This is a genomic window from Streptomyces maremycinicus (assembly GCF_001184025.1).
GTDB lineage: Bacteria > Actinomycetota > Actinomycetes > Streptomycetales > Streptomycetaceae > Streptomyces > Streptomyces maremycinicus.
In genome coordinates, this window is the sequence record NZ_BBYG01000016.1 from 373,037 (window position 1) to 399,742 (window position 26,706).

General features: G+C 72.9%; 26 protein-coding genes. 15 read left to right on the top strand and 11 right to left on the bottom strand.

Features of this window, described 5'->3' with window-relative positions:
- Positions 1–369 precede the first annotated feature (369 nt).
- From AOQ37_RS24930 to AOQ37_RS24945, 4 genes are read left to right on the top strand one after another with little or no spacing between them, the layout of a single operon-like run.
- The gene (locus tag AOQ37_RS24930) at positions 370–1,263 is read left to right on the top strand and encodes a DMT family transporter (protein WP_062647237.1); all 894 of its coding nucleotides are present in this window, start codon (positions 370–372) and stop codon (positions 1,261–1,263) included.
- Positions 1,264–1,300: 37 nt separating this feature from the next.
- Positions 1,301–1,816, top strand: a complete 516-nt coding sequence (locus AOQ37_RS24935) for an NUDIX hydrolase (protein WP_062647032.1) — start codon at positions 1,301–1,303, stop codon at positions 1,814–1,816.
- A 53-nt stretch (positions 1,817–1,869) separates the two neighbouring features.
- Positions 1,870–2,262, top strand: coding sequence for a YidH family protein (locus tag AOQ37_RS24940; RefSeq protein WP_020128261.1), 393 nt, complete (start codon positions 1,870–1,872; stop codon positions 2,260–2,262).
- Positions 2,259–2,585 (top strand): DUF202 domain-containing protein, encoded by a 327-nt coding sequence (locus tag AOQ37_RS24945; RefSeq protein ID WP_062647034.1) that lies wholly within the window; start codon positions 2,259–2,261, stop codon positions 2,583–2,585. The genes AOQ37_RS24940 and AOQ37_RS24945 overlap by 4 nt, the downstream gene beginning before the upstream one ends.
- Before the next feature lie 125 nt (positions 2,586–2,710).
- Here AOQ37_RS24945 and AOQ37_RS24950 read toward each other — a convergent pair whose 3' ends face one another.
- Positions 2,711–3,670, bottom strand: a complete 960-nt coding sequence (locus AOQ37_RS24950) for an NADP-dependent oxidoreductase (RefSeq protein ID WP_062647035.1) — start codon at positions 3,668–3,670, stop codon at positions 2,711–2,713.
- 113 nt (positions 3,671–3,783) lie between these two features.
- Here AOQ37_RS24950 and AOQ37_RS24955 point away from each other — a divergent pair, with 113 nt between their 5' ends.
- From AOQ37_RS24955 to AOQ37_RS24965, 3 genes are all read left to right on the top strand, one after another.
- Positions 3,784–4,080 carry a hypothetical protein gene (locus AOQ37_RS24955; protein ID WP_062647037.1) on the top strand — a complete coding sequence of 99 codons (297 nt, stop codon included), beginning with the start codon at positions 3,784–3,786 and terminating at the stop codon, positions 4,078–4,080.
- A gap of 230 nt (positions 4,081–4,310) precedes the next feature.
- Positions 4,311–5,342 carry a phosphotransferase family protein gene (locus tag AOQ37_RS24960; RefSeq protein WP_062647039.1) on the top strand — a complete coding sequence of 344 codons (1,032 nt, stop codon included), beginning with the start codon at positions 4,311–4,313 and terminating at the stop codon, positions 5,340–5,342.
- 5 nt (positions 5,343–5,347) lie between these two features.
- Positions 5,348–6,562: an acyl-CoA dehydrogenase family protein gene (locus tag AOQ37_RS24965; protein WP_062647041.1), complete on the top strand. Its 1,215-nt coding sequence runs from the start codon at positions 5,348–5,350 to the stop codon at positions 6,560–6,562.
- Between the two features lie 95 nt (positions 6,563–6,657).
- Here the strand turns inward: AOQ37_RS24965 and AOQ37_RS24970 are convergent, their stop codons facing one another.
- The 3 genes from AOQ37_RS24970 to AOQ37_RS24980 all read right to left on the bottom strand — a co-directional run bounded on the left by AOQ37_RS24970 (position 6,658) and on the right by AOQ37_RS24980 (position 9,784).
- Complete coding sequence (locus AOQ37_RS24970; protein WP_062647042.1) at positions 6,658–7,251, bottom strand: TetR/AcrR family transcriptional regulator; 594 nt, start codon at positions 7,249–7,251, stop codon at positions 6,658–6,660.
- A 98-nt stretch (positions 7,252–7,349) separates the two neighbouring features.
- Positions 7,350–9,023 (bottom strand): class I adenylate-forming enzyme family protein, encoded by a 1,674-nt coding sequence (locus AOQ37_RS24975; protein WP_062647044.1) that lies wholly within the window; start codon positions 9,021–9,023, stop codon positions 7,350–7,352.
- Positions 9,020–9,784, bottom strand: a complete 765-nt coding sequence (locus tag AOQ37_RS24980; RefSeq protein ID WP_062647046.1) for an SDR family oxidoreductase — start codon at positions 9,782–9,784, stop codon at positions 9,020–9,022. Before AOQ37_RS24980 ends, AOQ37_RS24975 begins: the two co-directional genes overlap by 4 nt.
- A 224-nt stretch (positions 9,785–10,008) precedes the next feature.
- Between AOQ37_RS24980 and AOQ37_RS24985 the strand changes: the two genes are divergently transcribed.
- Positions 10,009–11,289, top strand: coding sequence for a hypothetical protein (locus tag AOQ37_RS24985; RefSeq protein ID WP_062647048.1), 1,281 nt, complete (start codon positions 10,009–10,011; stop codon positions 11,287–11,289).
- 23 nt (positions 11,290–11,312) lie between these two features.
- On the opposite strand, the gene AOQ37_RS24990 is transcribed toward AOQ37_RS24985, so the two are convergent.
- Positions 11,313–14,099, bottom strand: a complete 2,787-nt coding sequence (locus AOQ37_RS24990; protein WP_062647050.1) for a penicillin acylase family protein — start codon at positions 14,097–14,099, stop codon at positions 11,313–11,315.
- 209 nt (positions 14,100–14,308) lie between these two features.
- On the opposite strand from AOQ37_RS24990, the gene AOQ37_RS24995 reads away from it, so the two are divergent.
- From AOQ37_RS24995 to AOQ37_RS25005, 3 genes are all read left to right on the top strand, one after another.
- Positions 14,309–14,911 carry a hypothetical protein gene (locus AOQ37_RS24995; RefSeq protein WP_062647052.1) on the top strand — a complete coding sequence of 201 codons (603 nt, stop codon included), beginning with the start codon at positions 14,309–14,311 and terminating at the stop codon, positions 14,909–14,911.
- A 445-nt stretch (positions 14,912–15,356) separates the two neighbouring features.
- A complete protein-coding gene (locus AOQ37_RS25000) occupies positions 15,357–16,070 on the top strand; it encodes a 3-keto-5-aminohexanoate cleavage protein (RefSeq protein ID WP_062647053.1) in 714 nt (237 codons plus the stop codon).
- A 127-nt stretch (positions 16,071–16,197) separates the two neighbouring features.
- Positions 16,198–17,265, top strand: a complete 1,068-nt coding sequence (locus AOQ37_RS25005; RefSeq protein WP_062647055.1) for an RNA ligase (ATP) — start codon at positions 16,198–16,200, stop codon at positions 17,263–17,265.
- A gap of 1 nt (position 17,266) precedes the next feature.
- Here the strand turns inward: AOQ37_RS25005 and soxR are convergent, their stop codons facing one another.
- Positions 17,267–17,884: a redox-sensitive transcriptional activator SoxR gene (soxR, locus tag AOQ37_RS25010; RefSeq protein ID WP_078890339.1), complete on the bottom strand. Its 618-nt coding sequence runs from the start codon at positions 17,882–17,884 to the stop codon at positions 17,267–17,269.
- A gap of 129 nt (positions 17,885–18,013) precedes the next feature.
- On the opposite strand from soxR, the gene AOQ37_RS25015 reads away from it, so the two are divergent.
- Positions 18,014–18,475 (top strand): MaoC family dehydratase, encoded by a 462-nt coding sequence (locus AOQ37_RS25015; protein WP_062647057.1) that lies wholly within the window; start codon positions 18,014–18,016, stop codon positions 18,473–18,475.
- Positions 18,476–18,540: 65 nt separating this feature from the next.
- Here AOQ37_RS25015 and AOQ37_RS25020 read toward each other — a convergent pair whose 3' ends face one another.
- The 3 genes from AOQ37_RS25020 to AOQ37_RS25030 form a co-directional block, all read right to left on the bottom strand.
- Positions 18,541–19,167, bottom strand: coding sequence for a TetR/AcrR family transcriptional regulator (locus AOQ37_RS25020; protein WP_062647059.1), 627 nt, complete (start codon positions 19,165–19,167; stop codon positions 18,541–18,543).
- A 72-nt stretch (positions 19,168–19,239) separates the two neighbouring features.
- Positions 19,240–19,527 (bottom strand): YiaA/YiaB family inner membrane protein, encoded by a 288-nt coding sequence (locus AOQ37_RS25025; RefSeq protein ID WP_020128241.1) that lies wholly within the window; start codon positions 19,525–19,527, stop codon positions 19,240–19,242.
- 59 nt (positions 19,528–19,586) lie between these two features.
- Positions 19,587–20,738, bottom strand: coding sequence for an acyl-CoA dehydrogenase family protein (locus AOQ37_RS25030; RefSeq protein ID WP_062647239.1), 1,152 nt, complete (start codon positions 20,736–20,738; stop codon positions 19,587–19,589).
- Between the two features lie 100 nt (positions 20,739–20,838).
- On the opposite strand from AOQ37_RS25030, the gene AOQ37_RS25035 reads away from it, so the two are divergent.
- From AOQ37_RS25035 to AOQ37_RS25045, 3 genes are all read left to right on the top strand, one after another.
- Positions 20,839–21,471, top strand: a complete 633-nt coding sequence (locus AOQ37_RS25035) for a TetR/AcrR family transcriptional regulator (protein WP_062647061.1) — start codon at positions 20,839–20,841, stop codon at positions 21,469–21,471.
- Positions 21,472–21,505: 34 nt separating this feature from the next.
- The gene (locus AOQ37_RS25040) at positions 21,506–22,366 is read left to right on the top strand and encodes an ArsR/SmtB family transcription factor (protein ID WP_062647062.1); all 861 of its coding nucleotides are present in this window, start codon (positions 21,506–21,508) and stop codon (positions 22,364–22,366) included.
- A 114-nt stretch (positions 22,367–22,480) separates the two neighbouring features.
- Complete coding sequence (locus tag AOQ37_RS25045) at positions 22,481–23,467, top strand: DMT family transporter (protein WP_062647064.1); 987 nt, start codon at positions 22,481–22,483, stop codon at positions 23,465–23,467.
- Between the two features lie 611 nt (positions 23,468–24,078).
- Here AOQ37_RS25045 and AOQ37_RS25050 read toward each other — a convergent pair.
- On the bottom strand, positions 24,079–25,161 hold the full coding sequence (locus AOQ37_RS25050; protein WP_062647066.1) for a Zn-dependent alcohol dehydrogenase: 1,083 nt from the start codon (positions 25,159–25,161) through the stop codon (positions 24,079–24,081).
- A 15-nt stretch (positions 25,162–25,176) separates the two neighbouring features.
- A complete protein-coding gene (locus tag AOQ37_RS25055) occupies positions 25,177–26,565 on the bottom strand; it encodes an aldehyde dehydrogenase family protein (protein ID WP_062647068.1) in 1,389 nt (462 codons plus the stop codon).
- Positions 26,566–26,706 lie beyond the last annotated feature (141 nt).

Sequence of the window (26,706 nt, forward strand, 5' to 3'; positions counted from 1 at the left end):
GATCCCGGGCGGCCGTCAGACTTCCGTCACCACTTCTTACCCGGCTCTCGGACCGAGCGCGGCGGCCCGGGCCGCCGGGAAGGCCCGGTGGGGGTCGGCTGACGGCTGATCCGGGGGCGGAACGGCGCTGGTGGGACCCCCTGTGGCCGGGTGTCCCGGCGTGCCGGTGTGGCGTACGCCATGGCGCGGCCCGTCCGGAGCCCACACCATGGCCGTAGGGCCGCCCCGCACCCCCGGCCCTGCTCCCGGGCGCCGCGGCCGAGTCGGCCGCCCCGTTCCGGGTACTCGAGGCGCCGAGGGCGCTGGGACGCTACAGTCGGCCACTACGCATCCCGTCCGTGGTCCGACCGGATGATCGAGGTAGGCAGCGTGTCGGTTCTGGTTCTGGTTCTCGCCGTGAGTGCCGCCTGCTGCCTCGGCTTCGGGTTCGTGCTCCAGCAGAACGCCGCGCAGCGGGCGCCGCTCGGCGACTTCCTCTCCCCGCGGCTGCTGCTCGACCTGATGAAGGTGCCGCGCTGGCTGGGCGGCATCGGCCTGATGGTGGCGGGTATGGCGCTGGGCGCGGTCGCGCTCGGCCAGGGCGAGCTCTCCCTGGTGGAGCCGCTGCTCGCCACCAATCTGCTGTTCGCCCTCGCGCTCTCCCGGCACCAGACGAAGCAGCCGCTGGGCCGCCAGGGCTGGGCGGGTCTGCTCCTGCTCGCGGGCGGGGTGACCACCTTCATCGTGGCGGGCGAGCCGCGCGGTGGCACGGCGGTCACGGATCCGCTGCGGCACTGGCTGATCATCGGAGTGATGGTCGGCGTCGCCCTGCTGCTGACCACGTACGCCAAACGTTCCCGGCTGAGTTCCGGCCCGGTGCTGCTGTCCCTCGCGGCCGGCCTGCTGTACGGCGTCCAGGACGCGCTGACCAGGGTCAGCGGGCAGCGCTTCGCCGCGGGCGGCCTCGGTGAGCTGCTGACCGGCTGGCAGCCGTACGCGGTGCTCGCCCTCGGTGTGACGGGCCTGGTGCTGGTCCAGAGCGCGTTCGAGACGGCGCCGCTGCGGATGTCGCTGCCCGCGCTCACCGCGGCGCAGCCCCTGGCCGGGATCATCTGCGGGGTCGGCTTCCTCGGCGACCGGCTGCACACCGACACCGGCGCGCTGGCCTGGGAGGCGGCGGGGCTCGCGGCGGTCATCGTGGGCATCGTGCTGCTCGGACTGCACCCCGCGATGCCGCGCGGCACGGCGCCCCGGGAGCGGGTCCCGGACCTCCAGCCCCAGTAGCCCCCGGCCCCGGTGGCGGTGCTGCTTGGATGGGGCCATGAGCGCTGCTGACGAAATCCTCGACATCGTCGACGAGCACGACCGGGTGGTCGGGCAGTTCCCTCGCGGGCAGGCGTACGCCGAGGGCCTGCGGCACCGCTGCGTCTTCGTCCGGGCCAGGGACGCCGAGGGCCGGATCTTCGTCCACCGCCGGACCCCGACGAAGCTGGTCTTCCCCTCGCTGTACGACATGTTCGTCGGCGGGGTGGTCGGCGCGGGCGAGAGCTACGACGACGCCGCGCTGCGCGAGGCCGAGGAGGAGCTGGGGGTGAGCGGCCTGCCCCGCCCGGAGTTCGTCTTCAAGTTCCTGTACGACGGCGGGGCCGCGGGGAGCTGGTGGTCGGCCGTCTACGAGGTCCGCTGCGAGCTGCCGGTGCGTCCGCAGGTGGAGGAGGTGGCCTGGCACGACTTCCTCCCCGAGGAGGAGGTCGAACGGCGGCTCTCCGACTGGGAGTGGGTGCCGGACGGCCTGGCGGCGTACGAACGGCTGAAAGCGCACCGCGCGAGCGGCTGAGCTGGGCGGATCCGGCGGTCGGCGGCCGACGGCAGCCGGGTAGGGTCCCCGGGGTGATCGAGTTCGTACGGAACGTCCGGTTGTGGTTCGCTCCCGAGCAGGTACGGGAGGAGGGCCGCACGCCCGACTACCGGTTCTCGCTGGCGAACGAGCGCACGTTCCTGGCCTGGCTGCGCACCGCGCTCGCGCTGATCGGCGGCGGTTTCGCGGTGGACCAGTTCCTGCCGGACCTGCGCTGGGGCTGGCGGGTCGGACTGGCCCTCGCGCTGCTGGCCGCGGGCGTGCTGTGCTCGCTGCGCGCGGTCAATCACTGGATGCGCTGCGAGCGGGCGATGCGCCGGGGCGAGGACCTGCCCGCCTCGCGCTTCCCGGCGCTGCTGGGCGTGCTGGTCGCGGTGGTGGCGCTGGCGATGGCCGTCGTGGTGCTGGTGGGGTGGGAGGGGTGAGCGAAGCGGTCGGGCCGGCGCGGGACCCCGGTCTCCAGCCGGAGCGGACCCGGCTCGCCTGGCGGCGTACGACGCTGGCGAGCACCGTGGCCGCCGTGCTCGCCGCGAAGGCGGCGCTGCACGGCGGGGTGTCGGTGGCCGGGATCGTCGCGGGCGCGTTGTGCTGCGGCCTGTGGCTGGCCTTCCTGCTGCTCGCGCACCGCCGGATCGTCGCCCTCTCCGGTCAGGGGGTCCCGGCGGCCCTGACCCCGCGGCACGCGACGGCGGCGGTCCTGTGCGCGGTCGCGACGGCGGTGTGCGCGGCGGCGCTGGTGGTGGTCTAGGGGCGCGCGCCGGGACCCGGCCGGTGTCACCGTTCCGCGGACTCCCGGGCCTCCCGGGCCTTCTGGCCTTCTGGCCGTCTGGCCGTCTGGCCGTCTGGCCGTCTGGACCTCCTGGGCCAGGTTTCCTAGGCCCCGTCGGCTCCGTCGGTCTCGTCCGCCCAGTCCACCGTGACCACGATCTTGCCCCGGGTGCGGCCCTGTTCGTTCAGCCGGTGGGCGTCCGCGGCGCGTTCCAGCGGGAAGGTCTCGGAGACGTGCACGGAGACGACGCCCTGTTCGGCGAGTTCCGACAACCGGGTGAGGTCGTCGGCGTCGGGCCGGACCCAGAAGTACCGGCCGCCGTACCCGACGACGTCCCCGTCGGCGACCGACGCCAGGCGCCCTTCCGGGGCCAGCAGGTTGGCGGAGATCTTCAGCGTGTCACCGCCGACGGTGTCGAAGGCCGCGTCCACGCCCTCGGGGGCCAGCCCGCGCACCCGTTCGGCCAGTCCCTCGCCGTAGGACACCGGCTCGCCGCCCAGTGAGCGGACGAAGTCGTGGTTGGCCTCGCTCGCCGTGCCGATCACCCGGGCGCCCAGATGGCGGGCCAGCTGTACGGCGATGGAGCCGACGCCGCCCGCGGCCGCGTGCACGAGAACGGTCTCGCCCCGCTTCACCTCGAGGGCCTTGGTCAGCACCTGGTAGGCGGTGAGCCCGGTCAGCGGCAGGCCCGCGGCCTCCTCCCAGGTGAGGTTGCGCGGCTTGCGGGCGAGGGTGCGCACGGGAGCGCCGACGTACTCGGCGAAGGTCCCGCGGGAGAGGAAGTCCTCGCGGACGTAGCCGATGACCTCGTCGCCGACCGCGTACTCCACGACGGAGACCCCGAGCTGCACGACGACCCCGGAGACGTCCCAGCCGGGAATCACCGGGAAGACGGCGTCGATCATCGGGTCCAGATATCCCTCGCGGGCCTTCCAGTCGACGGGGTTCACGGCCGCCGCCCGGACCTTCACCAGCACCGAGTCGGGGCCGATCTTGGGCTCGCGGACGTCTCCGTACGCGAGCGTCTCGGCGCCGCCGTAGCGTGAGTAGCTGATGGCCTTCATGGGTCCGACCCTCCGGGGTACCCGGACGCCACGCAAGCCGAATGACCCGATATGCGGAGTTTGCGTGACAGCCTGTCCGACGTCATCACCCCGCGGCTTCGAAGGTGAGCAGCATGACCACCCTCCATCTCGAGCACTCCGCCCACACCCACGCGCACGGCCCGGACTGCGGGCACACCGAGGTGCGGCACGGCGACCACGTCGACTACGTCCACGACGGACATCTGCACCGTGAGCACGGCGGCCACTGGGACGAGTGCGAGCCGGGCGGGCACGTGACCCACGCCGGGCACGAGCACCGGCACGGCGAGGGCTGCGGGCACGCGCGCGTGGCGCACGGCGACCACATGGACTACCTGCACGACGGGCACCGGCACGCCGAGCACGACGGCCACTGGGACGACCACTGACGCACCCGGCGGACACCCGCCGGCACACCGGACGCGACCGCCGGCGCGCCCCGCGGCCGACCGCCGAGGCGGCCGGGAAACACCCTGACGACGGCTCCCCGGGCACGGCCCGGGGAGCCGTCGTCCTATCGTGGCTCCGATCACGTTGGGCGCGACCACTGGACGGCATACCGACCGGTCGGCATCATAGTGCGCATGCTGATTCCCCGTTCCGTCCGTAGGAGCCGCGCATGAGCCCCGACCACCCGCCCGGACTCGACCTCGACCGGCTGCGCGCCCTGCTGGAGCGCGAGCGTCCGGGTCTGGTCGACGGCCCCCTCACCGGCCGGCTGATCGAGGGCGGACGGTCGAACCTCACCTACGCGGTCTCCGACGGCACCGCGAAGTGGGTCGTGCGGCGCCCCCCGCTCGGTCACGTCCTCGCCACCGCGCACGACATGCGGCGCGAGCACCGGGTGATCAGCGCCCTGCACCCGACCAGCGTGCCGGTGCCCCGCCCGGTGCTGCTGTGCGAGGACCCCGACAACGGGGCGGCGCCCGGAGCGCCCTTCTACGTCATGGAGTTCGTCGAGGGCACCCCCTACCGCACGGCCGCCGAGCTCGCCCCGCTCGGCGAGCGGCGCACCCGGGACGCGGTGCTCTCGCTGGCGGACACGCTGGTGGAGCTGCACGCGGTGGACCCGGCGGCGGTGGGCCTGGCCGACTTCGGCCGTCCCGAGGGCTTCCTCGACCGGCAGCTGCGCCGCTGGGCCAAGCAGCTGGACGCCTCCCGCAGCCGTGACCTGCCCGGGATCGACGAGCTGCACGCGGCGCTCGGCCGCGGGCTGCCGCAGTCCCCCACCCCGGCGGTCGTGCACGGCGACTACCGGCTCGACAACGTCCTGATCGGGAGCGGCGACACGATCCGGGCGATCCTCGACTGGGAGATGTCGACGCTCGGCGACCCGCTGACCGACCTCGGGCTGCTGGTGATGTACAGCGTGCCGCTGGAACTCCCGAACTCGCCCATCTCCACGACCGCGTCGGCGCCCGGGCACCCGTCGCCGGCCGAGCTGATCGAGCGCTACGCGACCCGCTCGGGGCGGGACGTCTCGGCGGTCTCCTGGTACACGGCGTTCGCCTGGTTCAAGCTCGCCGTGATCCTGGAGGGCATCCACTACCGGTACACGCTGGGCCAGACGGTCGGACGCGGCTTCGACCGCATCGGGGAGCTCGTCCCCGTCTTCATCGAGCACGGACTGACCACTCTCCAGGAAGGCTGACCCGCATGGACTTCGCGTTCGACGCACGCACCGAGGAGCTCCGCGCCAAGCTGCTCGCCTTCATGGACGAGTACGTGTACCCGGCCGAGGCCGTCGCCGAGGAGCAGCGCGCGCTGCTCGCCTCGCCGTGGGACACGCCGGCGGTGGTCGAGGAGCTGAAGGAGCGGGCCCGCGGCCTGGGCCTGTGGAACCTGTTCCTCCCCGACGCCGAGCACGGCGCCGGTCTGACGAACCTCCAGTACGCGCCGCTGGCCGAGATCACCGGCCGCTCGCCGCAGCTGGCGCCGACGGCACTGAACTGCGCCGCCCCGGACACCGGGAACATGGAGGTGCTGGCCCAGTTCGGTGACGAGCGGCAGCGCAAGCAGTGGCTGGAGCCGCTGCTCGCCGGGGAGATCCGCTCGGCGTTCGCGATGACCGAGCCGGAGGTGGCCTCCTCCGACGCCACCAACATCACCACGCTCATCCGGCGGGACGGCGACGACTACGTCATCACCGGGCGCAAGTGGTACATCTCCGGGGCGATGAACCCGGACTGCAAGATCTTCATCGTGATGGGCAAGACGGATCCGGACGGCGCCGACATCCGCCGTCAGCAGTCCATGGTGCTGGTGCCCCGCGACACACCCGGTGTGACCGTCAAGCGCGCCATGCGGGTGTTCGGCTACGAGGACCACTCCCACGGCGGCCACGCCGAAGTGGTGTTCGACGGGGCGCGGGTGCCGGTGACGAACCTGATCGGCGAGGAGGGCGGCGGCTTCGCCATCGCCCAGGCGCGGCTCGGCCCCGGCCGCATCCACCACTGCATGCGGCTGATCGGCATGGCGGAGCGGGCGATCGAGCTGATGTGCCGCCGGGCGGTCTCCCGTGACGCCTTCGGCAAGGCGCTGGCCCAGCAGGGCGTGGTCCACAACTGGATCGCGGACGCGCGGGTGACGGTGGAGCAGCTGCGGCTGCTGGTCCTCAAGACCGCGTGGATGATGGACACGGTCGGCAACCGGGGCGCCCACTCGGAGATCCAGGCCATCAAGATCGCGACGCCCCGCGCGGTCGTCGACATCATCGACCGGGCGATCCAGCTGCACGGCGCGGGCGGCGTCAGCCAGGACTTCCCGCTGGCCGAACTGTACGCGGGCGCCCGTACGTTGATGATCGCCGACGGCCCGGACGAGGTCCACCAGCGGTCGCTGGCCCGGCGTGAGCTGAAGAAGTACCTCTAGCGCCCGTCCTGCGGCGACCGGTGTCCGCGAGGAGGAACGAGGAAGGCCCCGGCGTCGTCGCCGGGGCCTTCCGCACGGGCCGGACAGGCCGCTCGTCAGGGTCGCAGTGCCCTCAGCAGCAGGTCGGCCAGGTGGTCGGCGACCTCCTGCGGCCCCATCGGACCGCCCGGGCGGTACCAGGTCGACAGGTGGTGGACGGAGCCGAAGTGGTAGTCCACGACCAGGTCGGCCGGGGTGGCCGTGGAGAAGACCCCGGCCTCCTGGCCCTCCTCGACGAGGGCGCGGAAGCGTTCGTGGTAGCGCCGGCGCTCGGCCCGCACCTGCTTGTTCTTCTCGGGACTCAGATGGTGCATCGAGCGGAAGAAGATCGACGCGTCGTCGAGGTTCTCGATCGTCGTGACGACGACGTCCGCCGCCGCGCCCCGCAGCCGCTTCTCGATCGGCTCGTCGGCGTTCGCGAAGGCGTCCAGCCGCTCCTGCTGCACACGCAGCACGCGCGCGTACACCTCGTGCAGGAGGTCGTCCTTGGAGCCGAAGTAGTGGTAGAGCGCCCCCTTGGTGACGCCTGCCGCCTCGACGATCTCCTGCACCGAGGTGCGGTCGTAGCCCTGCTCGGCGAAGAGCCGGGTGGCGGCGGCCAGCAGCCGCTGCGGCACGGGTGTCCCGTCACCGTCCGTCGTCCTGGGCACTGCCGCCACCTGCCTTCCTCTATGCCGCATCGGCGAGCCGTACCCGGCTGTCGTGCTGCTTTCCTGCCGCTGACTGACTACTGACTAGCCACTGATTGTCACTGACTGTCCTGTGGACGGGAGCGCAGCTCCCGACGGAGGATCTTGCCACTAGCCGTTTTGGGCAGTTCGGGCAGGATCTCCACCTGGCGCGGATACTTGTAGGCCGCCAGCCTGTCCTTGCAGTAGGCGGCGAGCGTACCGGCATCCGCGTCGGCGCCGGGACGCAGGCTGATGTAGGCCTTGACGGTCTCCCCGCGGTAGCCGTCCGGCACCCCGACGACGGCCGCCTCGCGCACCGCCGGATGCGTGTACAGCACGTCCTCGACCTCGCGGGGCCACACCTTGAAGCCGGACGCGTTGATCATGTCCTTCTTGCGGTCGACGACGTAGAGCCAGCCCTGTTCGTCCATGAACCCGATGTCGCCGGTGCGCAGTTCGCCGTCGGGGAAGGTCTCGGCGGTGGCCTCGGGCCGGCGCCAGTACCCGGGGACCACCTGCGGGCCCCGCACGAGGATCTCGCCCTGCTCGCCGAAGGGCACCTCGGCGCCCTGGTCGTCGACGATGCGGACGACCGTGTCGGGTCCGGGCACGCCGACGGCCAGGGTCCCGGAGGCAGGGTCGACCGGCGCCTCGAGCTGGGGCGGCACGGAGGCGCACGGGGCGGTGCACTCGGTGAGTCCGTAGCCGTTGCGGATGTACGGCCCGAAGCCCGCCCGGAACTTCTCCACCAGGGCGGGCGGCACCGGCGCGCCGCCGGAGGAGATGTTCACGAAGGACGCGAAGTGGTCGCGGGTGACGTCGGGGTGGGCGGCCAGCGCCATGAAGGCGGTGGACGGACCCACCGTGTAGTGCGGCCTGTGCTCGGCGAACGCCTCCAGCACCACGCCCGCCTCGAAGCGGTAGGTCAGGACGAGCGTCCCGGCGCTGTTCAGACAGGCGCCGAGCTGGCAGACCATGCCGGTGATGTGGAACAGCGGCGCGAGCGCGTAGTAGACGGGCGCCTCGGGCAGCCGCAGTCCGGTGCGCTGCCGCTCGGCGTTGACCATGATGTTGCGGTGCGTGTTGGTGGCGCCCTTGGGTGCCCCGCTCGTGCCCGAGGTGTAGCTGATCAGGGCGATGTCGTCGGGGGCGGCCTCGCGGCCCCCGGGGGCCTTGTGGCCGGCCCGGGCGACGGTGGCCAGGTCGTCGGCGTCCGACGCCCGCGGAAGCCGTTCGAAGGTGAGCACACGCGCGTCGTCCCGGGTCTGGAAGTCCAGCTCGCAGCCGGTGAGCACGGTCCGCACCGGCGAGTCGGCGGCCGTCTGCCGCAGATACGTCTCCCAGGCCCGGTCGGAGCAGATCAGCGCGGCCACCTCGCCGTCCCGCAGGACATGGGCGACCTCACCCGACTTGTACATCGGGTTGACGGGGACGACCGTCGCGCCCGCCTTCCACGCGCCGAGCAGCGCCAGGACGAACAGCGGCGAGTTCTGGAGCAGCACGGCGACCCGGTCGCCGGGTTCGAGGCCGCGGGCGGCGAGGTGACCGGCCACGGAGTCGCTCAGCTCGTCGACCTCGCGGTAGCTGAGCCGTCCGTCGAAGTAGGCGAGGCAGGTGCGGTCGGGGGCCTCGGCGACGGACCTGCGGAAGGCGTGCACGAGGGAGTCGGCGGGGTCGATCGGGGCGCGCTGGGCCTCGTCGAGGAGGGCCACCCAGGGTTTGGCGGCGTAGCGGGAGGCGGGCGCGGTCATCCGGCGGTCTCCCACTTCTGCTGGAGGTGGTTCATGTTGGTCAGCCAGCGGTCGGGATCCCCGGCCCGCACCTGGTAGTACCCGGCGACCTCGGGGTGCGGCAGGATCAGGAAGCGGTCCTCCGCGATGCCCTTGAACAGGGCGTCCGCCACGTCCTGGGGCTCGATCGCGGTCGGCTTGAGCACCAGGTCGCCCGCGCTGCCGGTGGCGTCGAGCATGTCGGTGCGGACGCCCTGGGGGCAGATCGCGTGGACCTTGATCCCCCGGTGGCGGTAGGTCAGCGACAGCCACTCGGCGAAGGCGTACGCGCCGTGCTTGGTGATGCTGTACGGGGCGGCGCCGATCATGGTGAGCAGTCCGGCGGCGGACACGGTCGAGACGAACCGGCCGCGGCCGCGCTCCAGCCAGTCCGGGAGCAGCGCGTGGGCCGCGCGGACGTGCGCCATGACGTTGACGTCCCAGGCGAGCGCCCAGACGTCCTCGCCGGCCGACTCCGAGCCGCCCGAGCCGACTCCGGCGTTGGCGCAGTACACGTCGACGGTGCCGCCGAGCGCCTCCCGGGCCCGGTCGACGACGTCGGAGGCGTCGCCGGGGACCGCGATCCCGCCGATCTCGTCGGCGACGGCGTGCGCCCGGTCCGCGTCCAGGTCGTTGACGACCACCCGGGCTCCCTCGGCGGCGAAGCGGCGGGCCAGCGCGGCCCCGATACCGCCTCCCGCTCCGGTCACGACCACTCCGGCATCCTGCACGGCTTCCACCATCGGTCTCCTTCGACGCGACTGCGGCACGAATCGGCTCTGCGGTCAGACTAACCAGTCGGTATGTTGTGACGGAAGGGGTGCCCCGGATCGGCTCGGAGCCGGTCGCGCCGCACCGGGCGGGATCGTCCCTTGTACGCATGAGCCGTGACGTATGGCGGATCGCCCCCGTTCGCAGGACGATGCGCGCACCTGGCGCACCGCCCCGGAGGACGAGGGGGACTGTCATGGCGGATCCGGCGATGAGCGTGACTCCCTACTGGGAGCTGGTCTTCGACGCCGACGGGGACGTCGACGGCGGGCGGCGGGACCGGCTGCTGACCGGGGTGAGGCGGAGCGGCGTGCGGGACCTCATCGTCTTCTCGCACGGCTGGAACAGCGACCGCTCCGGCGCGACCCGGCTCTACAGCCGCTTCTTCGCCCCGATCCCCGCGCTCGCCCCGGCGGCCCGTATCGGCTACGTGGGTGCGGTGTGGCCGTCGATGCGGTTCTCGGACGAGCCGATCCCCGACTTCCCGCACTCCGCGGCGGCCGCGGGGTCCGCGCGCCCGGCCCTGGACGGGGAGACCCGGCACGCGCTGCTCGAGACCTTCCCCGGCCGGGCCACGGTGATCGACCGGATCGCCCGGCTGCTGGAGCAGCGGCCGCCCGAGGAGGCCGGGCTGGAGGAGTTCGGACGGCTGGTGCGACTGCTGGTGGACGTGGTGCCGCCGGGACCGCAGGCCCTGTTCGGCGCGGACACTCTGGCGGAGGGGGTGCCGCAGGACGATCCGGAGATGTTCGCCTGCCCGACGGCGGTGGCCTGCGAGCGGTTCGCGCGGGCCCTGTCCGGCCTCGACCGCGCGCCGGGGACCGGGGAGTTCGCGCTGCCCGGCCCGTGGGACGGGGCGCACGAGCTGCTGCGGCAGGCGACGTACTACGCGATGAAACGGCGCGCCGGGACGGTCGGGGAGCGCGGACTCGGGCCGCTCGTCGGGCGGCTGGCGGCGGTGGCCCCGGCCGTCCGGGTGCATCTGGTGGGGCACAGCTTCGGCGGGCGGCTGGTGTCGTTCGCGCTGCGCGGGCTCCCGGACGGGGTGCGCACCGTGAAGTCGGTGACGCTGCTCCAGGGGGCCTTCTCGCACTACGCGTTCGCCCCGCGCGGGGTGCTCCACGGCCAGCAGAAGCGGATCGACGGCCCGCTGGTGTGCTGTTACTCGCGGTTCGACCGGGCGCTGAGCACGATGTACCCGCTGGCCTCACGGATGGCGGGCGACGCCCGCGGGCTCGTCGGGGAGACACTGGGCGCCGAGTGGGGCGCCCTGGGACACGACGGGGTGCAGGCCGTGCCGGGCACCCGCGCGTGCGGGCTCGCCGAGGCGCTGGCCGGGCCGCTGCCGAGGTCGGGGTGTGTGAACGTCGACGCGGCGGCGGTGGTCCGGCGCGGCGGGGCGCCCGCCGGGGCGCACAGTGACATCGTGCACCCCGAGCTGGCGCGGCTGGTGCTGGCGGCGGGCCGGATCCGTTAGGACGCGGACCGCCGCCACGGGCTCTACCGGTGCGAGGTGAACTCCACCACCTGCTGGAAGGTGGGCCGGTTCTGCCAGCTGATGTTGCCGTGCTTGATGCCGCCCAGGGTTCGCTGGACGATCGAGTCGGCGCACCACTGGTTCCCGGCGGCGCACAGGGTGTCGCCGGGATAGACCTGCGCCGCGGTCCGGCCGGCCGCCGTCTTCAGGGTGCTGATGAGGATGTCCCGGCAGCTGCTGACGGTGCCGCCGCCGCAGTACTTCCGGGGCAGCGCGCCCTGCACCGGTTCACCGAGCACGGACCGGATGTCCTTGTCGACATAGCTCCACCAGCCGTACTGGAAGGAGCTTCCGGCGTGCGCCCCGGTCGGGCCGTGGGCGGCCGACGGAGCCTCGTCGACCGGCAGGTTCGCGGTGAACGCCGTGTACAGGCCGGTGCCCAGGCCCGGTTCGAACTCGGCCTTCACCAGCAGCGGCCACCAGGCGTCCAGGATGCGGATCGCGTCGGCGTCGGCGTACGTCTTCGAACCGGCCGTCGTCTCCGTCCGCCTGCCGCCCGCCGTCAGCCAGGCCTGGAGCTTGGTCACCGCGGCCGCGGCCGTGGTGTCGGTGACCGTGGAGCTGTTGATCACCTTCAGCAGGTCGGGCAGGACGTCCTCGGCGCGCAGGTCGGCGAGCGCCGCCTCCGCCATCGCCTTCGTCAGGGACGCGCGCGTGACGCCGCCGGCCGCGACCAGCTTCTTCACCCGGTCCTCGAGCAGGTTGCCGCGGTGCACGGACCCGTCGCCCCAGGAGGCCGTGGAGTAGTCCTTGGCCTGCTTGTTGTTCCAGGAGATGTAGTAGTCCTGGTCGATGGAGTTGGGGTGCGCCGAAGCCGGGGTGTACTCGGCCCTGTTGGTGGCCGGCACCCAGTTCTTCCACTCGTACGCCGACTGCGCCCACACCGGGAACTCGGTGTCGACACCGCTCGCCCGCACCGGGTTGTCGCCGCTGTTGTAGTACGCGGTGTGCGTGGAGTCGGCGTAGAACCAGTTGAAGGTGTAGTTGATGTGCTGCACCGCGCTCTGGAAGGTCTGCGGGCTTTTGACGTAGTCCGGGTCGTTCAGCATCTGGAAGCCGATGATCGAGTCGGCCTCGTGCATGAAGGAGGAGCGCAGGGTCGTGTAGGCGACCTTCTTGCCGCCCACGGTCGCCCGGTACTCCACGGGACCGTACTTCGTGCGGTAGACGCGCATCGTGTACGAACCGGCCGCCGTCCCGTCCGCGGTGGTCGGCTTCCAGGCGTTCTTCTGCTCCACCACGTCCATGGCCGTGCAGGTGCCGCGGAAGAGGTAGTGGTAGTCGTCCTGGCACAGTTCGACCGCGTAGGTGTCGATGATGTCCTGGCCGGAGGTCGTGGCGCTCCACGCGTAGTCCTGGCCGCGGCCGAGTTCGACGTACATGCTCAGCCCCGCGAAGGAGGCGCCGCGGGCGCTGATGCCCGGGCCCTGGATCTCCTGGAGCATGAGCAGCTGCGGGGCGAAGTAGCCGGTCTGCGGGCCGAAGACGGCGATCGGGTGGCCGCTCGCGGTGGACTGACCGCTGACGACGAGGGCGTTGGACATACCGCGCCTGGCCGAACCGAGCGCGGTCGCGGTCGCCGTGGCGGAGGCGGCCGTGGCCGAGGCGCCGGTCCCGGTGCCCGTGGCGTCGTAGATCAGCGGCTCCGCCGTCGCCGAGCCGCCGTCGGGCAGTGCCGCGCCCTGGGGGCTCGCGGGCTTGGTGGCGTAGGGGAAGCTCCGGCCGTCGTGGACGGTGAGCACGGCCTCGGGGTCGTTGCGCTCGCGGAACGCCTCCCAGACCTGGGTGCCCTGCTCCACGCCGTACTTCTCCTGCGCGGCGAGCAGCGACACCGCGTTGCCGACCTCGCCGCCGCCGCCCGAACCGAAGAGCGCGCCGATGACCGAGGCCAGCGCCACCAGGTCGGTGATCTTGAAGTGGTCGATGGTGCCCGCGTTGGTGATTGAGTCCTTGTGGCCCGTCAGGACGTATTCACCGGGGAAGTACCGGCCGCTGTCGGAGGCGTCGATATAGGCGTTGACGCCGGCCAGGTAGGCGTTGGCGTCGGCCAGGGCCTGCTGGCCGCGGGCGCCGTTGCCGGCCACGGCGTTGTCGATCTGGGCCTGGAGGTCTGCCTCGGTGTACGGAGCGTTGCGCCAGAACTGCTGTTCAAGACCCTGGTTGGAGGGGTCGCCGCCCGCGAAGGTGGTGAGCCGGCCACGGCCGACGTGCCGGAAGACGTCCATGAGCCACAGCCGGTCCTGGGCCGCCGCGTACCCGGCGCCGAACTCGGTGCCGTATCTGGTGGTACCGGTGATGTGCGGCACACCCGTCTTCTTGTCGCGGACGATCGTCACGTCGCCTCGGCCCGCGGGGCTCAGGGTGGAGGCGACTTGATCGGGGGCGACACCGAACGACGCGTCGTTGAAGAACGTGTTGATCGTGGCGTTGGTGAGGGCGGGATAGCCCTTGGCCAGGTTGGCGTAGGGGCCGAGCTGGTCCTCGGCGTGGTCGGGCTGGGTGCCGAAGGCCTGGTTGAGGAGGATCTGCGCCAGGGTGGCGTTGCCGTTCTCACCGGGCGGCAGGATGTCGGAACACCGACCGCCGCAGTAGTCGTTCGCCGCTGTGACCTCGGCGGCGGCGGCCGCTTGGGAAAGCGGCGACAAAAGACCGGCAATCAGCGCGCATACGGAGGCTGTCTTCAGGAACCCGGAGATTCTGCCGGGAGTTCTCAGTCTGTCGAGAGTGAAGCGGGGGGTTCGCCGTGGCATCGGCTGCTCCTAGCGACGGGGGGTCGGCGGAAGGTTACCGGCGGTATCCCCGGGATTGAAGATGAGCATGCGTCAAGTTTTCGACAGGTGGAGGTCCTCGGAAATCGGATGGAGCCGAATCGCATGTCGATACGTCTATTCGACGACGTCCGTACGACGACGCCGAAGTGACCGAAGTGCAGATGCAGATGTGACGGAGGTGCAAGGCGATGGCCGGTTTCCGGAGTCTGGCGAGACAGGTGCGAGACCCCCGGTGCGATCTGGCACTGCGGCGGTACTCCCTGCGCAAGTGCCTTGAGCGGTTCGCCCCTTACGGACACCGCGCGACCTGGGACCACCTGTGCTCCCGGGCCGGGTTCGGTCCCGAGGACCGCTCCCCCGATCCTGCGCGGCTCGTGGCCGCGTTGGACGAGCTGGAGGAGGCGCGGGCGGTATGGCTGGCCTACGAGGTCGAGTTCGCCGAGCGCCGCAAGAAGGAGAAGCACGACGGGCTGCGCCGGCCCGGCAGTGTGGACGACTGGCACCGGCTGACCTGGGGCGGTTTCGGTGTCGCCTGGTGCGACGACCCGCGGCTCCATCCCCGTGAGCCGCTGGCCGACGTGTTGGGCAAGCTGATCGCCGCGCTGGAACGCGCGCCGGGTTCCGGCTGCCCGGTGTGCGGCGGCGAGCGGCTGCCCTGGAAGTACGACCTGGATCACGAACCGTCGGCCGGTCCGGTCTGCGCGGACTGCGGAATCCTCGTACCGCGCCCCGTGCTCACGCCCGACGCCCTGGCGAACGCCAGGAGCGGACGACTGCTGGTGTCGGCCTGACACCGGCCTGAGCTCTGCCCAAGGCCGGCCCACGCCCGGCCTGCGAGCACGGCGGGGGTGCGCCGGGGATGCCGCACCCTCGGTCATGCCGGTCCGGCGGACGAGGCGGCCCACCGCGACCGTCACCAGGACCGTCGGGCGCGGCCGTTCACCGGGGCGGTTGGCCAGGGCCGTTCACCGAGACCGTCGAGCAGGGCCGTTCACCGAGACCGTCGACCCGGGGCCGTCCTCCGCGCGCGTGGATCGGTTCCATCGGCCGGGCCGTGCACCGACCGTGGAGCGACGCCGTCGGACCGGGCCGTGGATCGCTTCCGTCGGGCCGGGCCGTGCACCGACCGTGGAGCGACGCCGTCGGACCGGGCCGCAGATCAAGATCGGCGGCCGGGGCCGTGGATCGGTTCCGTCGGGCGGGGCCGTTGTCGGTGGGGGATGTCACCATCGGGACATGGTGCAGGTCTGTCTCAACGGAGCGCGTGGCGCCGCGGACGGAGCGGTCGTGCCGCTGACGCCCGAGGCGATGGCGGGGGCCGCGGCCGGAGCCGTCGCGGCGGGGGCCACGGATGTCCATGTCCACCCCAAGACACCGTGCGGACAGGACACGTTGTCGCCGCGGGTGGTGGCGGCGACCCTCGACGCGATACGCGCCCGGGTCGCGGTGCCGGTCGGTGTGACGACGGGCGCCTGGGCGCACCCGGACGACCCCGCGGCCCGGCTCGCCCGGGTGCGCGACTGGACGGTGCTGCCCGACCACGCCTCGGTCAACTGGCACGAGCCGGGCGCGGAGGATCTGGCCGCCGCCCTCGTCGAGAGGGGCGTGGGCGTGGAGGCCGGCATCTGGTCCGGTACCGACGGGGCGGCGCGGTTCGCCCGCTCTCCCCTCGGCCCGAAGGTGCTGCGGGTGCTCGCGGAGGTGACGGACACCGCCCCGGACACGGCCGAGTCGACCGCGCACGCGCTCCTGGCCGAGCTGGGCACCGCGTTCGGCCGTCCGGTCCTGCTGCACGGGGAGGACGGCGGCGCGTGGCCGGTGCTGCGGCTGGCGGGGCGGCTCGGTCTGACGACCCGGGTGGGCCTGGAGGACACCCTGCGCCTGCCGAGCGGGGAACGGGCGCTGTCCAACGCCCAGTTGGTGGCCGAGGCCCTGGCCGGGCACGGGTGAGCGCCGCCACTCGGAGGGGGCACGCTATCAACCGCTAATCGGGTCGCTCCACCCCTTTGCGGCGGGGACAGTTGGCGTTGATGAAAACCGACCGAGCCACGCCTCGAAGGCCCTGAAGGAGCCCCTCATGTCGACGCTGCGCGTCACCGCCGAAGTGCTGACCGTCCACGAACACCCCAACGCCGACGCCCTCGAACTGGCCCAGGTCGGCCTGTACCGGGCCGTCGTCGCCAAGGGCGCGTACCGCACCGGCGAGGCCGCCCTGTACATCCCCGAGCAGTCGGTGCTCCCCACCGCGCTGGTCGAGGAGCTGGGGCTGACCGGGCGGCTGGCGGGCAGCGGGTCGGACCGGGTGAAGGCGGTGCGGCTGCGGGGCGAGCTGTCGCAGGGGATCGTGTGCCGACCGGCCGCGCTGGAGGACGTCGACCTGGCGCTGGCCGCGGCCGAGGGCACCGACTTCGCGGAGCGGCTGGGCATCGTCAAGTGGGTGCCGCCGATCCCGCCGACCATGAGCGGTGACGTCGAAGCGGCGCCGGATCTGCTGCCGTGGGTCGACATCGAGAACATCCAGCGCTACCCCGGCATCTTCGAACCGGGCGAGCCGGTGGTCCTGACCGAGAAGCTGCACGGCTCGGCGTGCCTGCTGACGTATGTCGCGGACGAGGAGCGGGTGCACGTCACCTCGAAGGGCTTCGGCTCGAAGTCCCTCGCCCTGACGGAGGATCCGAGGAACCTGTACTGGCGGGCCGTACGCGGCCACGGCGTCCCCGAGGCGGCCGCCCGGCTCGCCGAGCGGCTGGGCGCGCGCCGGGTCGGCGTCTTCGGGGAGGTCTACGGAGCGGGCGTGCAGGATCTGACGTACGGCGCGGACGGCCGGCGCGACACCCTCGGCTACGCGGTGTTCGACGTGTCCGCCGAGATCGACGGCGAGGTGCGCTGGCTGGACGCGGCCGATCTGCTGGCCGGTGAACTGCCCCTCGTGCCGCGCCTGTTCGAGGGGCCGTACGACAGCGAACGGGTACTGGAGATCGCGACCGGCCGCGAGACGGTGTCCGGGCGCGGACTGCATCTGCGCGAGGGCGTGGTGATCCGGCCGGCCGTCGAGCGGTACAGCCCGGTGACCGGGGGCCGGGCGATCGCCAAGGCGGTGAGCGGCGCGTATCTGACCCGCAAGGGCGGCACCGAGTACGAGTGAGTCAGCAGCAGCCGGCCGCGTTCTCCTCCGCGCTCCGCTCGCCCGCGCGCCCGTCGGCCGGCCGCTCGCCTCCCCGCCGGTCCGCTGCCCGCTCGTCCCTCGCCCGCCGGGCCGACGCCTGCTCGTCGACCGCCCGCTTGTCCTCCGCCCGCCTGTCCTCCGCCCGCTTCTCCACCAGCAGTCGGGAACCGGACGACCGTTCGCCGAAGGCGTCGTCCGGGTTGGACAGGACACAGGTGGCGAGGGACAGGCAGCCGCAGCCGATGCAGTCGGTGAGGTGGTCGCGGAGCCGGTTGAGCTGCTTGATGCGCTCGTCCAGCTCCGCGCGCCAGGCCGCCGAGAGGCGGGCCCAGTCCTCACGGGTCGGGGTGCGTTCCTCGGGGAGTTCGGCGAGGGCCTCGCGGATCGTGGCGAGCGGGATGCCGACGCGTTGCGCGGCCCGGACGAAGGCGACGCGGCGCAGCGCGTCGCGGTGGTAGCGGCGCTGGTTGCCCGCCGTGCGACGGCTGCTGATCAGCCCCTTCGTCTCGTAGAAGTGCAGGGCGGAGACGGCGGCGCCGCTGCGCGCGGCGAGCTGGCCGACCGTGAGCTCGTGGATCTTCTCGGGAATCTGGGGCACCCCTCGAAGCCTACCCACCGCCGCGTCCGGGGTCCGTTGACATCGGCCCTCCATCCGACCATGCTAAGCAGTTGCTTAGACCTATGGCACGGTGACATGGGCAGCTAGTGACGCGAGAGGGCCGCAGACATGGCAGAGCCGAAGATCTTCACGTCCGCCGACGACCTGAAGGCGGCGGTGGGCGAGCAGTTGGGGTACACCGACTGGCTGGAGGTCGACCAGAAGCGGATCGACCTCTTCGCGGAGGCGACCGGGGACCACCAGTGGATCCATGTCGACCCCGAGAAGGCCGCCGCCGGCCCCTTCGGCACCACCATCGCGCACGGCTACCTGACGCTGTCCCTGCTGCCGCTCTTCGGCCCGCAGCTGATCAAGGTCGAGAACGTGAAGATGGGCGTCAACTACGGGACGAACAAGGTCCGCTTCCCCGCCCCGGTGCCCGTGGGCTCACGCGTGCGCGCCACCGCGACCATCACCGGCGTCGAGGACGTCGCCGGCGGCGTCCAGGTGTCCATCGCCTTCAGCGTGGAGCGCGAGGGCGGGGACAAGCCCGTGTGCGTGGCGGAATCGGTGTCCCGCTACTACCTCTAGGGCCTGTCCGGCGCTACTACCTCTAGGGCCTGTCCGGCGCTACTGCCTCCAGGACCTGTCCGGCGCTACTTCGCCGCGCCCACCATCCGCAGCACGAGGTCGGCGTACAGCGCGCCGACCTCGTCGGGGGTACGGGGGCCGTCCACGTTGAACCAGCGGGCCACATCGATGCAGAGGGACAGCACGGCGAGGGTCGTGCCGTGCACGTCCAGCACGGCGAACTCGCCGCTCGCCACGCCGTCCTCGATGATCCCGCGCACCTCGGCGTCGACCTGCCGGCGCAGGTCGAGGATCTCGGCGCGGGCGTCGGGCCCGAGCGCGTCCAGTTCGTACTGGACGACCCGTGCCGTGGTGCGCCGTCCGGCGTGCCAGCGGACGAAGGAACTCACGGCGTCCGCGAGCCGCCCGGTGGCGTCGCCCTCACCCGCGGCCGCCGTGCGCAGGATGCTCAGCGCGCGGTCGTGGCCGATCCGGCTGATCCGGTGGAGCAGCTCTTCCTTGGTCTTGTAGTGGATGTACAGGGCGGCCGGGCTCATCCCCGCGCGGCCCGCGATGTCGCGGGTGGTCGTCGCGTGGTAGCCGCGCTCGGCGAAGGCCTCCACGGCGGCGACCAGCAGTCGCCGGGCCGCGTCAGGGGTGACCTCTTCCCACGGCTCGATCTCGCCGCCGGTCGTCTCCTCCGCCGTACTCATCGCTCGTTCGCCCCTCTCGGTACAGGAGCTACACCATACCGCCGAAGGTGAGCGGCCGCTTAGCGTGCCTGCTCAGATCTTCTCGAAGGGGTCGTGGTCGGCGAGGAGCTTCTCCAGCCGGGCCTGGTCCACCCGGCTCACGATCTGCCCGGCCTCCTGGCGGTCGCGGATCACCTTCGCCAGCGTGAAGGCGGAGGTGACCAGATAGAGGACGGCGATCGCCAGGAAGCCGCGGACCCAGGCGTCGGTGTGGAGGTTGTAGATGCCGATCGCGGTGGCGGCGATGGCGATACCGAAGGAGGCGACGGCCTGTCCGTAGAACGCCGCCGTGCTCTGCTGCTTGACCGGTGTGTCACTCATGGGGAGAAGCTTCGCCGGAGGCCACCGCCGCCACATCCGTCCGGCTACTCAGAAGCTACTCAGAACGCGGAGACCCCGGTCAGGGCCCGCCCGATCAGCAGCTTCTGGATCTGGCTGGTGCCCTCGTAGAGGGTCATCACCCGGGCGTCGCGCAGGAGTTTGCCCGCCGGGTACTCGTCGATGTAGCCGTAGCCGCCGAAGACCTGGAGGGCGTTGTTGGCGGCGCGGACGGCCGCCTCCGAGGCGAAGAGCTTGGCCTTGGAGGACTCGGTGGCGAAGGGCAGGCCCCGGTCGATCAGGTCGGCGACCCGCCAGGTCAGCAGCCGGGCCGCGTCCACGTCGACCGCTATGTCGCTGATCAGTTCCTGGACCAGCTGATGGTGGGCGATGCTCCGGCCGAACTGCTCGCGCTCGCCCGCGTACCGCACCGCCGCGTCGAGGGCGGCCTGCGCGATGCCGACACAGCCGGCGGCGACCGACATCCGGCCCTTGGCCAGGGCCGACATCGCGACGGAGAAGCCCTTGCCCTCGGGCGCCAGCATGGCCGAGGCGGGGACCCGGACGTCCTCCAGGACCACTTCGGCGGTCGCCTGGCCGCGCAGGCCGAGCTTGCCGTGGATCGCGCGACGGCCGACGCCCGGGGTGTCGGTGGGGACGAGGAACGCGGAGACGCCCTTGTGGCCCGGCGCGTCCGTGGAGCGGGCGAAGAGCAGGACCACATCGGCCCAGGTGCCGTTCGTGATGAACATCTTGGTGCCGTTGATGACGTACGAGTCGCCGTCGCGGACCGCGCGGGTGGTGAGGTTGCCGGCGTCCGAGCCGGTGCCGGGCTCGGTGAGGCCGAAGCAGCCGACGTACTCGCCGGACGTCAGTCCCGGCAGCCAGCGCCGCTTCTGCTCCTCGCTCCCCCAGGCCGCCACGCTCTTGGCGACCAGCCCGAGCGAGACGGAGACGATCCCGCGCACGGACGAGTCGCCGCGGCCCAGCTCCTCCGTGACCAGGCAGTACGCGAGATGGTCGCCGCCCGAGCCGCCGTACTCCTCGTCGATCGTCAGGCCGAGGAAGCCGACCTCGCCGAGCTTCTTGACCAGGGACCGGTCGATGTCCTCGGCCCGGTCCCAGGCGACGACATGCGGGGCCACCTCACGGTCGACGAAGTCCTTGGCGAGCCGCCGGACGGCCTCCTGCTCCTCGCTGAGCGCCAGATTCACCACGAGATCACCTCACAGGGGAAGGCCTTCAGGGCTGCTTCACGATTGCTTGTTAAATTAGCACTGCTAGTTTTCACGGTGCAGCTCTACTATGTGCGCCATGGCCCGACCGCGCAAGCCCCTTCTCAGCACCGACCGGATCGTCGAGACCGCACGGACGCTCGTGGACGCGGAGGGCCTGCCGGCCGTCTCCACCCGCCGGCTCGCCGCCGAGCTGGGGGTGAGCGGGCCCTCGCTCTACAACCACTTCCGCACCAAGGACGAGATCCTGGAGGCCGTCGCCGACTCGGTGAGCGCACAGGTCGACCTGTCGATGTTCGACGACGGCCGGGAGTGGCGGACCGCGCTGCACGACTGGGCGCTCTCCTACCGCGCCGCCCTGCGCGACCACCCGAACATCGTCCCGGTCCTCGCCCAGGGCCCCGGCCGCCGGCCCGCGGGGCTGCGGCTCGCCGACGCGGTGTACGGCGCGATGGTCCGCGCCGGGTGGCCGCCCGCGCAGGCCACCTCCATCGGCGCGCTGATGCGGTACTTCGTCATGGGTTCCGCGCTCGGCTCGTTCGCCGGCGGCTTCGTCGACGACGTCAGCGCCTACGACCCGGCCGACTACCCGCACCTCGGCCAGGCCCACCTCCTCGCCGAGCAGCAGGAGAAGATCGACGAGCGGGCGTTCGAGACCGGGCTGAGGGCCCTGCTGGACGGGCTCTCCCAGCAGTTCGAGCAGCTGCCCTGACACGGTTCGGCCGGCACCGAAGTGTCCGTCGCGCATGCTGGAACACGTGAGCATCACGGAGACCGGGAACGACAGGGACGCGCGGGCGCCGGGGCTGGCCGCCCTCGCCGGGCTCGTCGCCGACGAGACGCGGGCCGCCTGTCTGCTGGCGCTGCTCGACGGGCGGGCGTGGACCGCCGGTGAGCTGGCCCGGCACGCGGGCGTGGCCCCGTCGACGCTGAGCGAGCACCTGGGCAAGCTGGTGGCGGGCGGGCTGCTGGCCGAGGAACGTCAGGGGCGGCACCGGTACGTGCGGCTCGCCGGCACCCGGGTCGCCCAGCTCGTGGAGGACCTGGCCGTCCAGGTCGCCCCGCACCCCGCGCCCCGGCCGCGCACCCTGCGCGCCGCGAGCGCCGGATCGGCGATGGCCCGGGGCCGGACCTGCTACGACCACCTCGCCGGCCGGATCGGCATCGCCGTCACCGACGCCCTCACCGCCCACGGACTGCTGAGCAGGCTGCACGAGCCCGGGGGACGGACCGGCGGGGCGGAACCGGCACCTCCCCCGGGCGGCGCGACGTCCTCTGCGCCCGCTGCGCCACCCGGGCCACCCGGGCCACCCGCGTCCAGGGAACGGGCCACCGGGTTCCTGCTGACCGAGGCCGGGCTGCGGTGGTTCGAGCGCAGTGGCATCGCGCTCGACCGCTCGACCCGCCGCCCGCTCGCCCGCGCCTGTCTCGACTGGACCGAGCGCCGTCCCCATCTGGCGGGAGCGGCGGGCGCGGCCCTGTGCCGGCACGCCCTCGACGCGGGATGGTGCGTGCGGATCGGCTCCGAGCGGGCCGTGAAGGTGACGGCGGCGGGCGAACGGGCCCTGGCCGAACTCCTGGGCATCGACGCGCACAGCTTGCGCTGACCCACCCGCACCACCACCCGGAGCTCTCGGCCCCGGCCTCGGCCCCGGAGCCGACCCGGGCGTCCGAAATCCGCGAGCCTTCGACCCGTCCCCCTTTCTGGCCTGAGGAGCATGATGAACAGCCCCCGGCGTCCCGAACGCCGAACCGAGTTGCTCGCCGCCGGTGCGGCCACCGTGACCGTCGTGCTGTGGGCCTCGGCCTTCGTGTCGATCCGCAGCGCGGGCGACGCCTACTCGCCGGGGGCGCTGGCGCTCGGGCGACTGGCCTCCGGGGCGCTGGTGCTGGGGGTCATCTGCGCCGTACGGCGGGCGGGGTGGCCGCCCAGGGCCGCCTGGGGCGGGATCGCCGTGTCGGGCGCGCTGTGGTTCGGCTTCTACATGGTCGTGCTCAACTGGGGTGAGCAGCAGGTCGACGCGGGGACGGCGGCGCTGGTGGTGAACATCGGGCCGATCCTCATCGCCCTGCTCGGCGCGCGGCTGCTCGGCGATCCGATGCCACCGCGGCTGCTGGCGGGGATGGCGGTGTCGTTCGCGGGGGCGGTCGCGGTGGGGCTGTCGATGTCGGGCGAGGGCGGTTCGTCCGTGCTCGGGGTGGTGCTGTGCCTGCTCGCCGCCTTCGGGTACGCGGGCGGCGTCGTCGCGCAGAAGCCCGCCCTGGGCCGGGCGAGCGCGCTCCAGGTGACGACGTTCGGGTGTGTCATCGGGACGGTGCTGTGTCTGCCGTTCACGGGGCAACTGGTGCACGAGGCGGCCGACGCGCCGGTCTCCGCGACGCTGAACATGGTCTACCTGGGCGTCTTCCCCACCGCGCTCGCCTTCACCACCTGGGCGTACGCGCTGGCCCGGACCACCGCGAGCCGCATGGGCGCGACCACGTACGCGGTGCCCGCGCTGGTCGTCCTGATGTCGTGGCTGGCACTGGGCGAGGTACCGGGCCCGCTCACCCTGGCGGGCGGGGCGCTGTGCCTGGCCGGTGTGGCCGTCTCCCGCTCGAGGCCGCGCCCACCGCGCACGGAAGCGGCGCACGGGGCGCCGGGGACGGCACCGGCAGACGCCACAGCCCCCGGCCCCGACCGGGAGGTCGGCCCCCGGACGGGCTGAGGCCGCCGGACCCGGTCCGCACCTCCCGGACCGGCGCACAACGGCGCACACCGGCCGGGCGGGTCCACAGCACCCGGGCCGGGCCGACGCAGGGGCCGAAGCGGCGCGGGGCGCTGACACGGCGCCAGCCGACGTCGCGGCGCACGGCCCCGACCGGGAGGTCGGCCCCCGGACGGGCTGAGGCCGCCGGACCCGGTCCGCACCTCCCGGACCGGCGCACACCGGCCGGGCGGGTCCACAGCACCCGGGCCGGGCCGACGCAGGGGCCGAAGCGGCGCGGGGCGCTGACACGGCGCCAGCCGACGTCGCGGCGCACGGCCCCCGACCCGGACGTCGACCCCTCGACCGGGAGGACGGCCCCCGGCCCGGAGGTCGGTGCCCCGACCGGGAGGTCGGCCCCCGAACGGGCTGGCACCACCGGAGCCGGTCCGCACGGCGCACGCAGCCGTCACCGCGCCCCGGCCCTGACCGGCAGGTCCGGTCCCCGGACGGGCTGGAACCGGCGGAGCCGGCCCAGGTCGGTTTCCGGCTACCGGGCCGATCGGGGCCGCACGGGCGGGGTCACACCGGCGGAGCCCGGCCCGCACCGCCCGGGTCGGCCGGGTCGGGGGTCAGAAGATCACCAGGGCTCGGCCTCCCTTGCCTGCCAGCATGTTGTCGAAGGCGGACGGGATGTCCTCCAGGGTGATGCGTTCCGTCACCAGGGCGGTCAGGTCGAGGCGGCCCGCCCGGACGTGGTCGGCGAGGACGGGGAGGTCCCTCGCCGGGTCGCAGTTGCCGTAGACGCAGCCGGCCAGGGTGCGGCCCCAGTGGAAGATCTCCAGGGCGTTGAAGGTGACCTGCTGGTCCTTGCCGCCGATGCCGACGACCGTGGTGCGGCCGCCGCGCCGGGTGGACTCCCAGGCCGTGCGGATGGTGACCGCGCGGCCCACGCACTCGACGGCCACGTCGACGCCCTGCTTGCCGGTGAGGGCGCGGATCTCACGGGGCGTCCGCTCGGAGGCGACCAGGTACTCGGTGGCGCCGGCCGCCCGCGCCAGATCCTCCTTCTCCGGGGAGACGTCGACGGCGACGATCGTCGAGGCACCGGCGATCCGGGCCGCCTGGAGGGTGGCCAGGCCGACTCCGCCGACGCCGAAGACGGCGACCGTCTCGCCGGGGCGGACCCGCGCGCTGTGGTGGACCGCGCCGTAGCCGGTGAGGACGGCGCAGCCGAGCAGGGCCGCGTCGGTGAGCGGGATGCCGTCCGGCAGCGGCAGCACGCAGGAGGCCGGGACGACGGTCTCCTCGGCGAAGGCGGCGACGTTCAGCCCGGGGTGGAGGCCCGTGCCGTCCTTCGTGCGGGCGTACACCTCGGCGGCCCCGTTGAGGGCGTTCACGCACAGCCACACCTCGCCGAGCGTGCAGGGGTGACAGTTCCCGCAGGACGGGGCCCAGTTGAGGATGACGCCCGCGCCCGGCGCCAGGTGGTCGACCCCCTCGCCGACGGCGACGACCGTGCCCGCGCCCTCGTGGCCCAGTACGGCGGGAAGCGGCAGCCGCATGGTGCCGTCGGACAGGGACAGGTCGGAATGGCAGACGCCTGCGGCGGCGAGCCGGACGCGGACCTGGCCGGGGCCGGGGTCCGGTAGGTCGATCTCCGTGATCTCCAACGGAGCGCCGATGGCGGGGAGTACGGCGGCGCGGACAGCCATGTTCGGTTGACTCCCTTAGAACTGGAGGGACTTGGTCTGGAGGTACTCGGCGAGGCCGTGGGCCCCGAGCTCGCGGCCGACGCCCGACTGCTTGTAGCCGCCGAACGGCGCGAGCGGGTTGAAGCGGCCGCCGTTGATGTCGACCTGGCCGGTGTCCATCCGGCGGGCGAAGGCCACCGCCTCCGCCTCGTCGCCGGCCCAGACGGCGCCCGCGAGACCGTAGACCGTGCCGTTGGCGATCCGCAGGGCGTCCTCCTCGTCCTCGTAGCGCAGGACGGACAGGACGGGGCCGAAGATCTCCTCCTGGGCGATGGCCATGTCGGGGGTGACGTCGGCGAAGACCGTGGGGCGGACGAAGTAGCCCTGTTCGCGCGGGGATCCGGGACCGCCGGCGACCAGCCGCGCGCCCTCGGCGACGCCCTTGTCGATGTAGCCGAGCACCCGGGCCCGCTGTGCGGCGTTGACGACCGGGCCGATGCGCTCGGCGTACTTGGCGGCCGCCGCCGCGGCGAGCTCGACCGCCTCCTCGTACCGGTCGCGGTGGACGAGCATCCGGGTCCAGGCGCTGCATGTCTGGCCGGAGTTGGACATCACGTTGGCGACGCCGACGTTGACCGCCCTGGCGAGGTCGGCGCTCGGCAGGATGACGTTGGCGGACTTGCCGCCGAGTTCCAGGGCCACCTTCTTGACGGCGGCGCCCGCCGTCGCGGCGATCCGTCGGCCCACGGCCGTGGAGCCGGTGAAGGACACCAGGTCGACGCCGGGGTGCTCGACGAGGGCCTGGCCGGCCACCGGGCCGAGGCCGGTGACGAGGTTGAGGACGCCGGCCGGGACGCCCGCCTCGTGGACCGCCTCGGCGAAGAGCTGGGCGGTCAGCGGGGTGTCCTCGGCGGGCTTCAGGACCACCGTGCAGCCCGCGGCGAGGGCCGGGGCGACCTTGGCGACGATCTGGTGCAGCGGGTAGTTCCACGGGGTGATGGCGCCGACCACGCCGATCGGCTCGTGGAACACGGTCGAGTTGCCGACCTTCTCCTCGAAGGGGTGGGTCGCGGCCAGCTCGGCGTAGGAACCCGCCACCGCGATCGGCACCGCCGCGTGGACGGCCTGGGAGAAGGCCAGGGGCGAGCCGAGTTCGGCGGTGATCGTCTCGGCGATCTCGTCCTTTCGGGCGGCCAGCGCGTCCCGCAGAGCGGTCAGACGGGCCGCGCGCTCGGCGGGCGGGGTCGCGGCCCAGCCCGGCAGTGCGGCGCGAGCCGCCCGTACGGCGGCGTCGACGTCGACGGCGTCCGCCGCCGGGACCCGGGCGATCACCTGCTCGGTCACCGGGTCGACGACCTCGATCACGTCCCGGCCCGTGGCCGGGCGCCAGGCACCGTCGAGGTAGATGCCGTCATGTGCCTTCATCGCGTTCCCTTCGGGCGGGCCTCGTCGTCCGCGACCTAAACTAGCGTTGATAGTTTTCTGGCACCAGAGGACAACGGGTGAAGGACGCGGAACGGACGGGGGACGGACGGGACACCGGACCGCGGACCCCCGGGCCGCCGG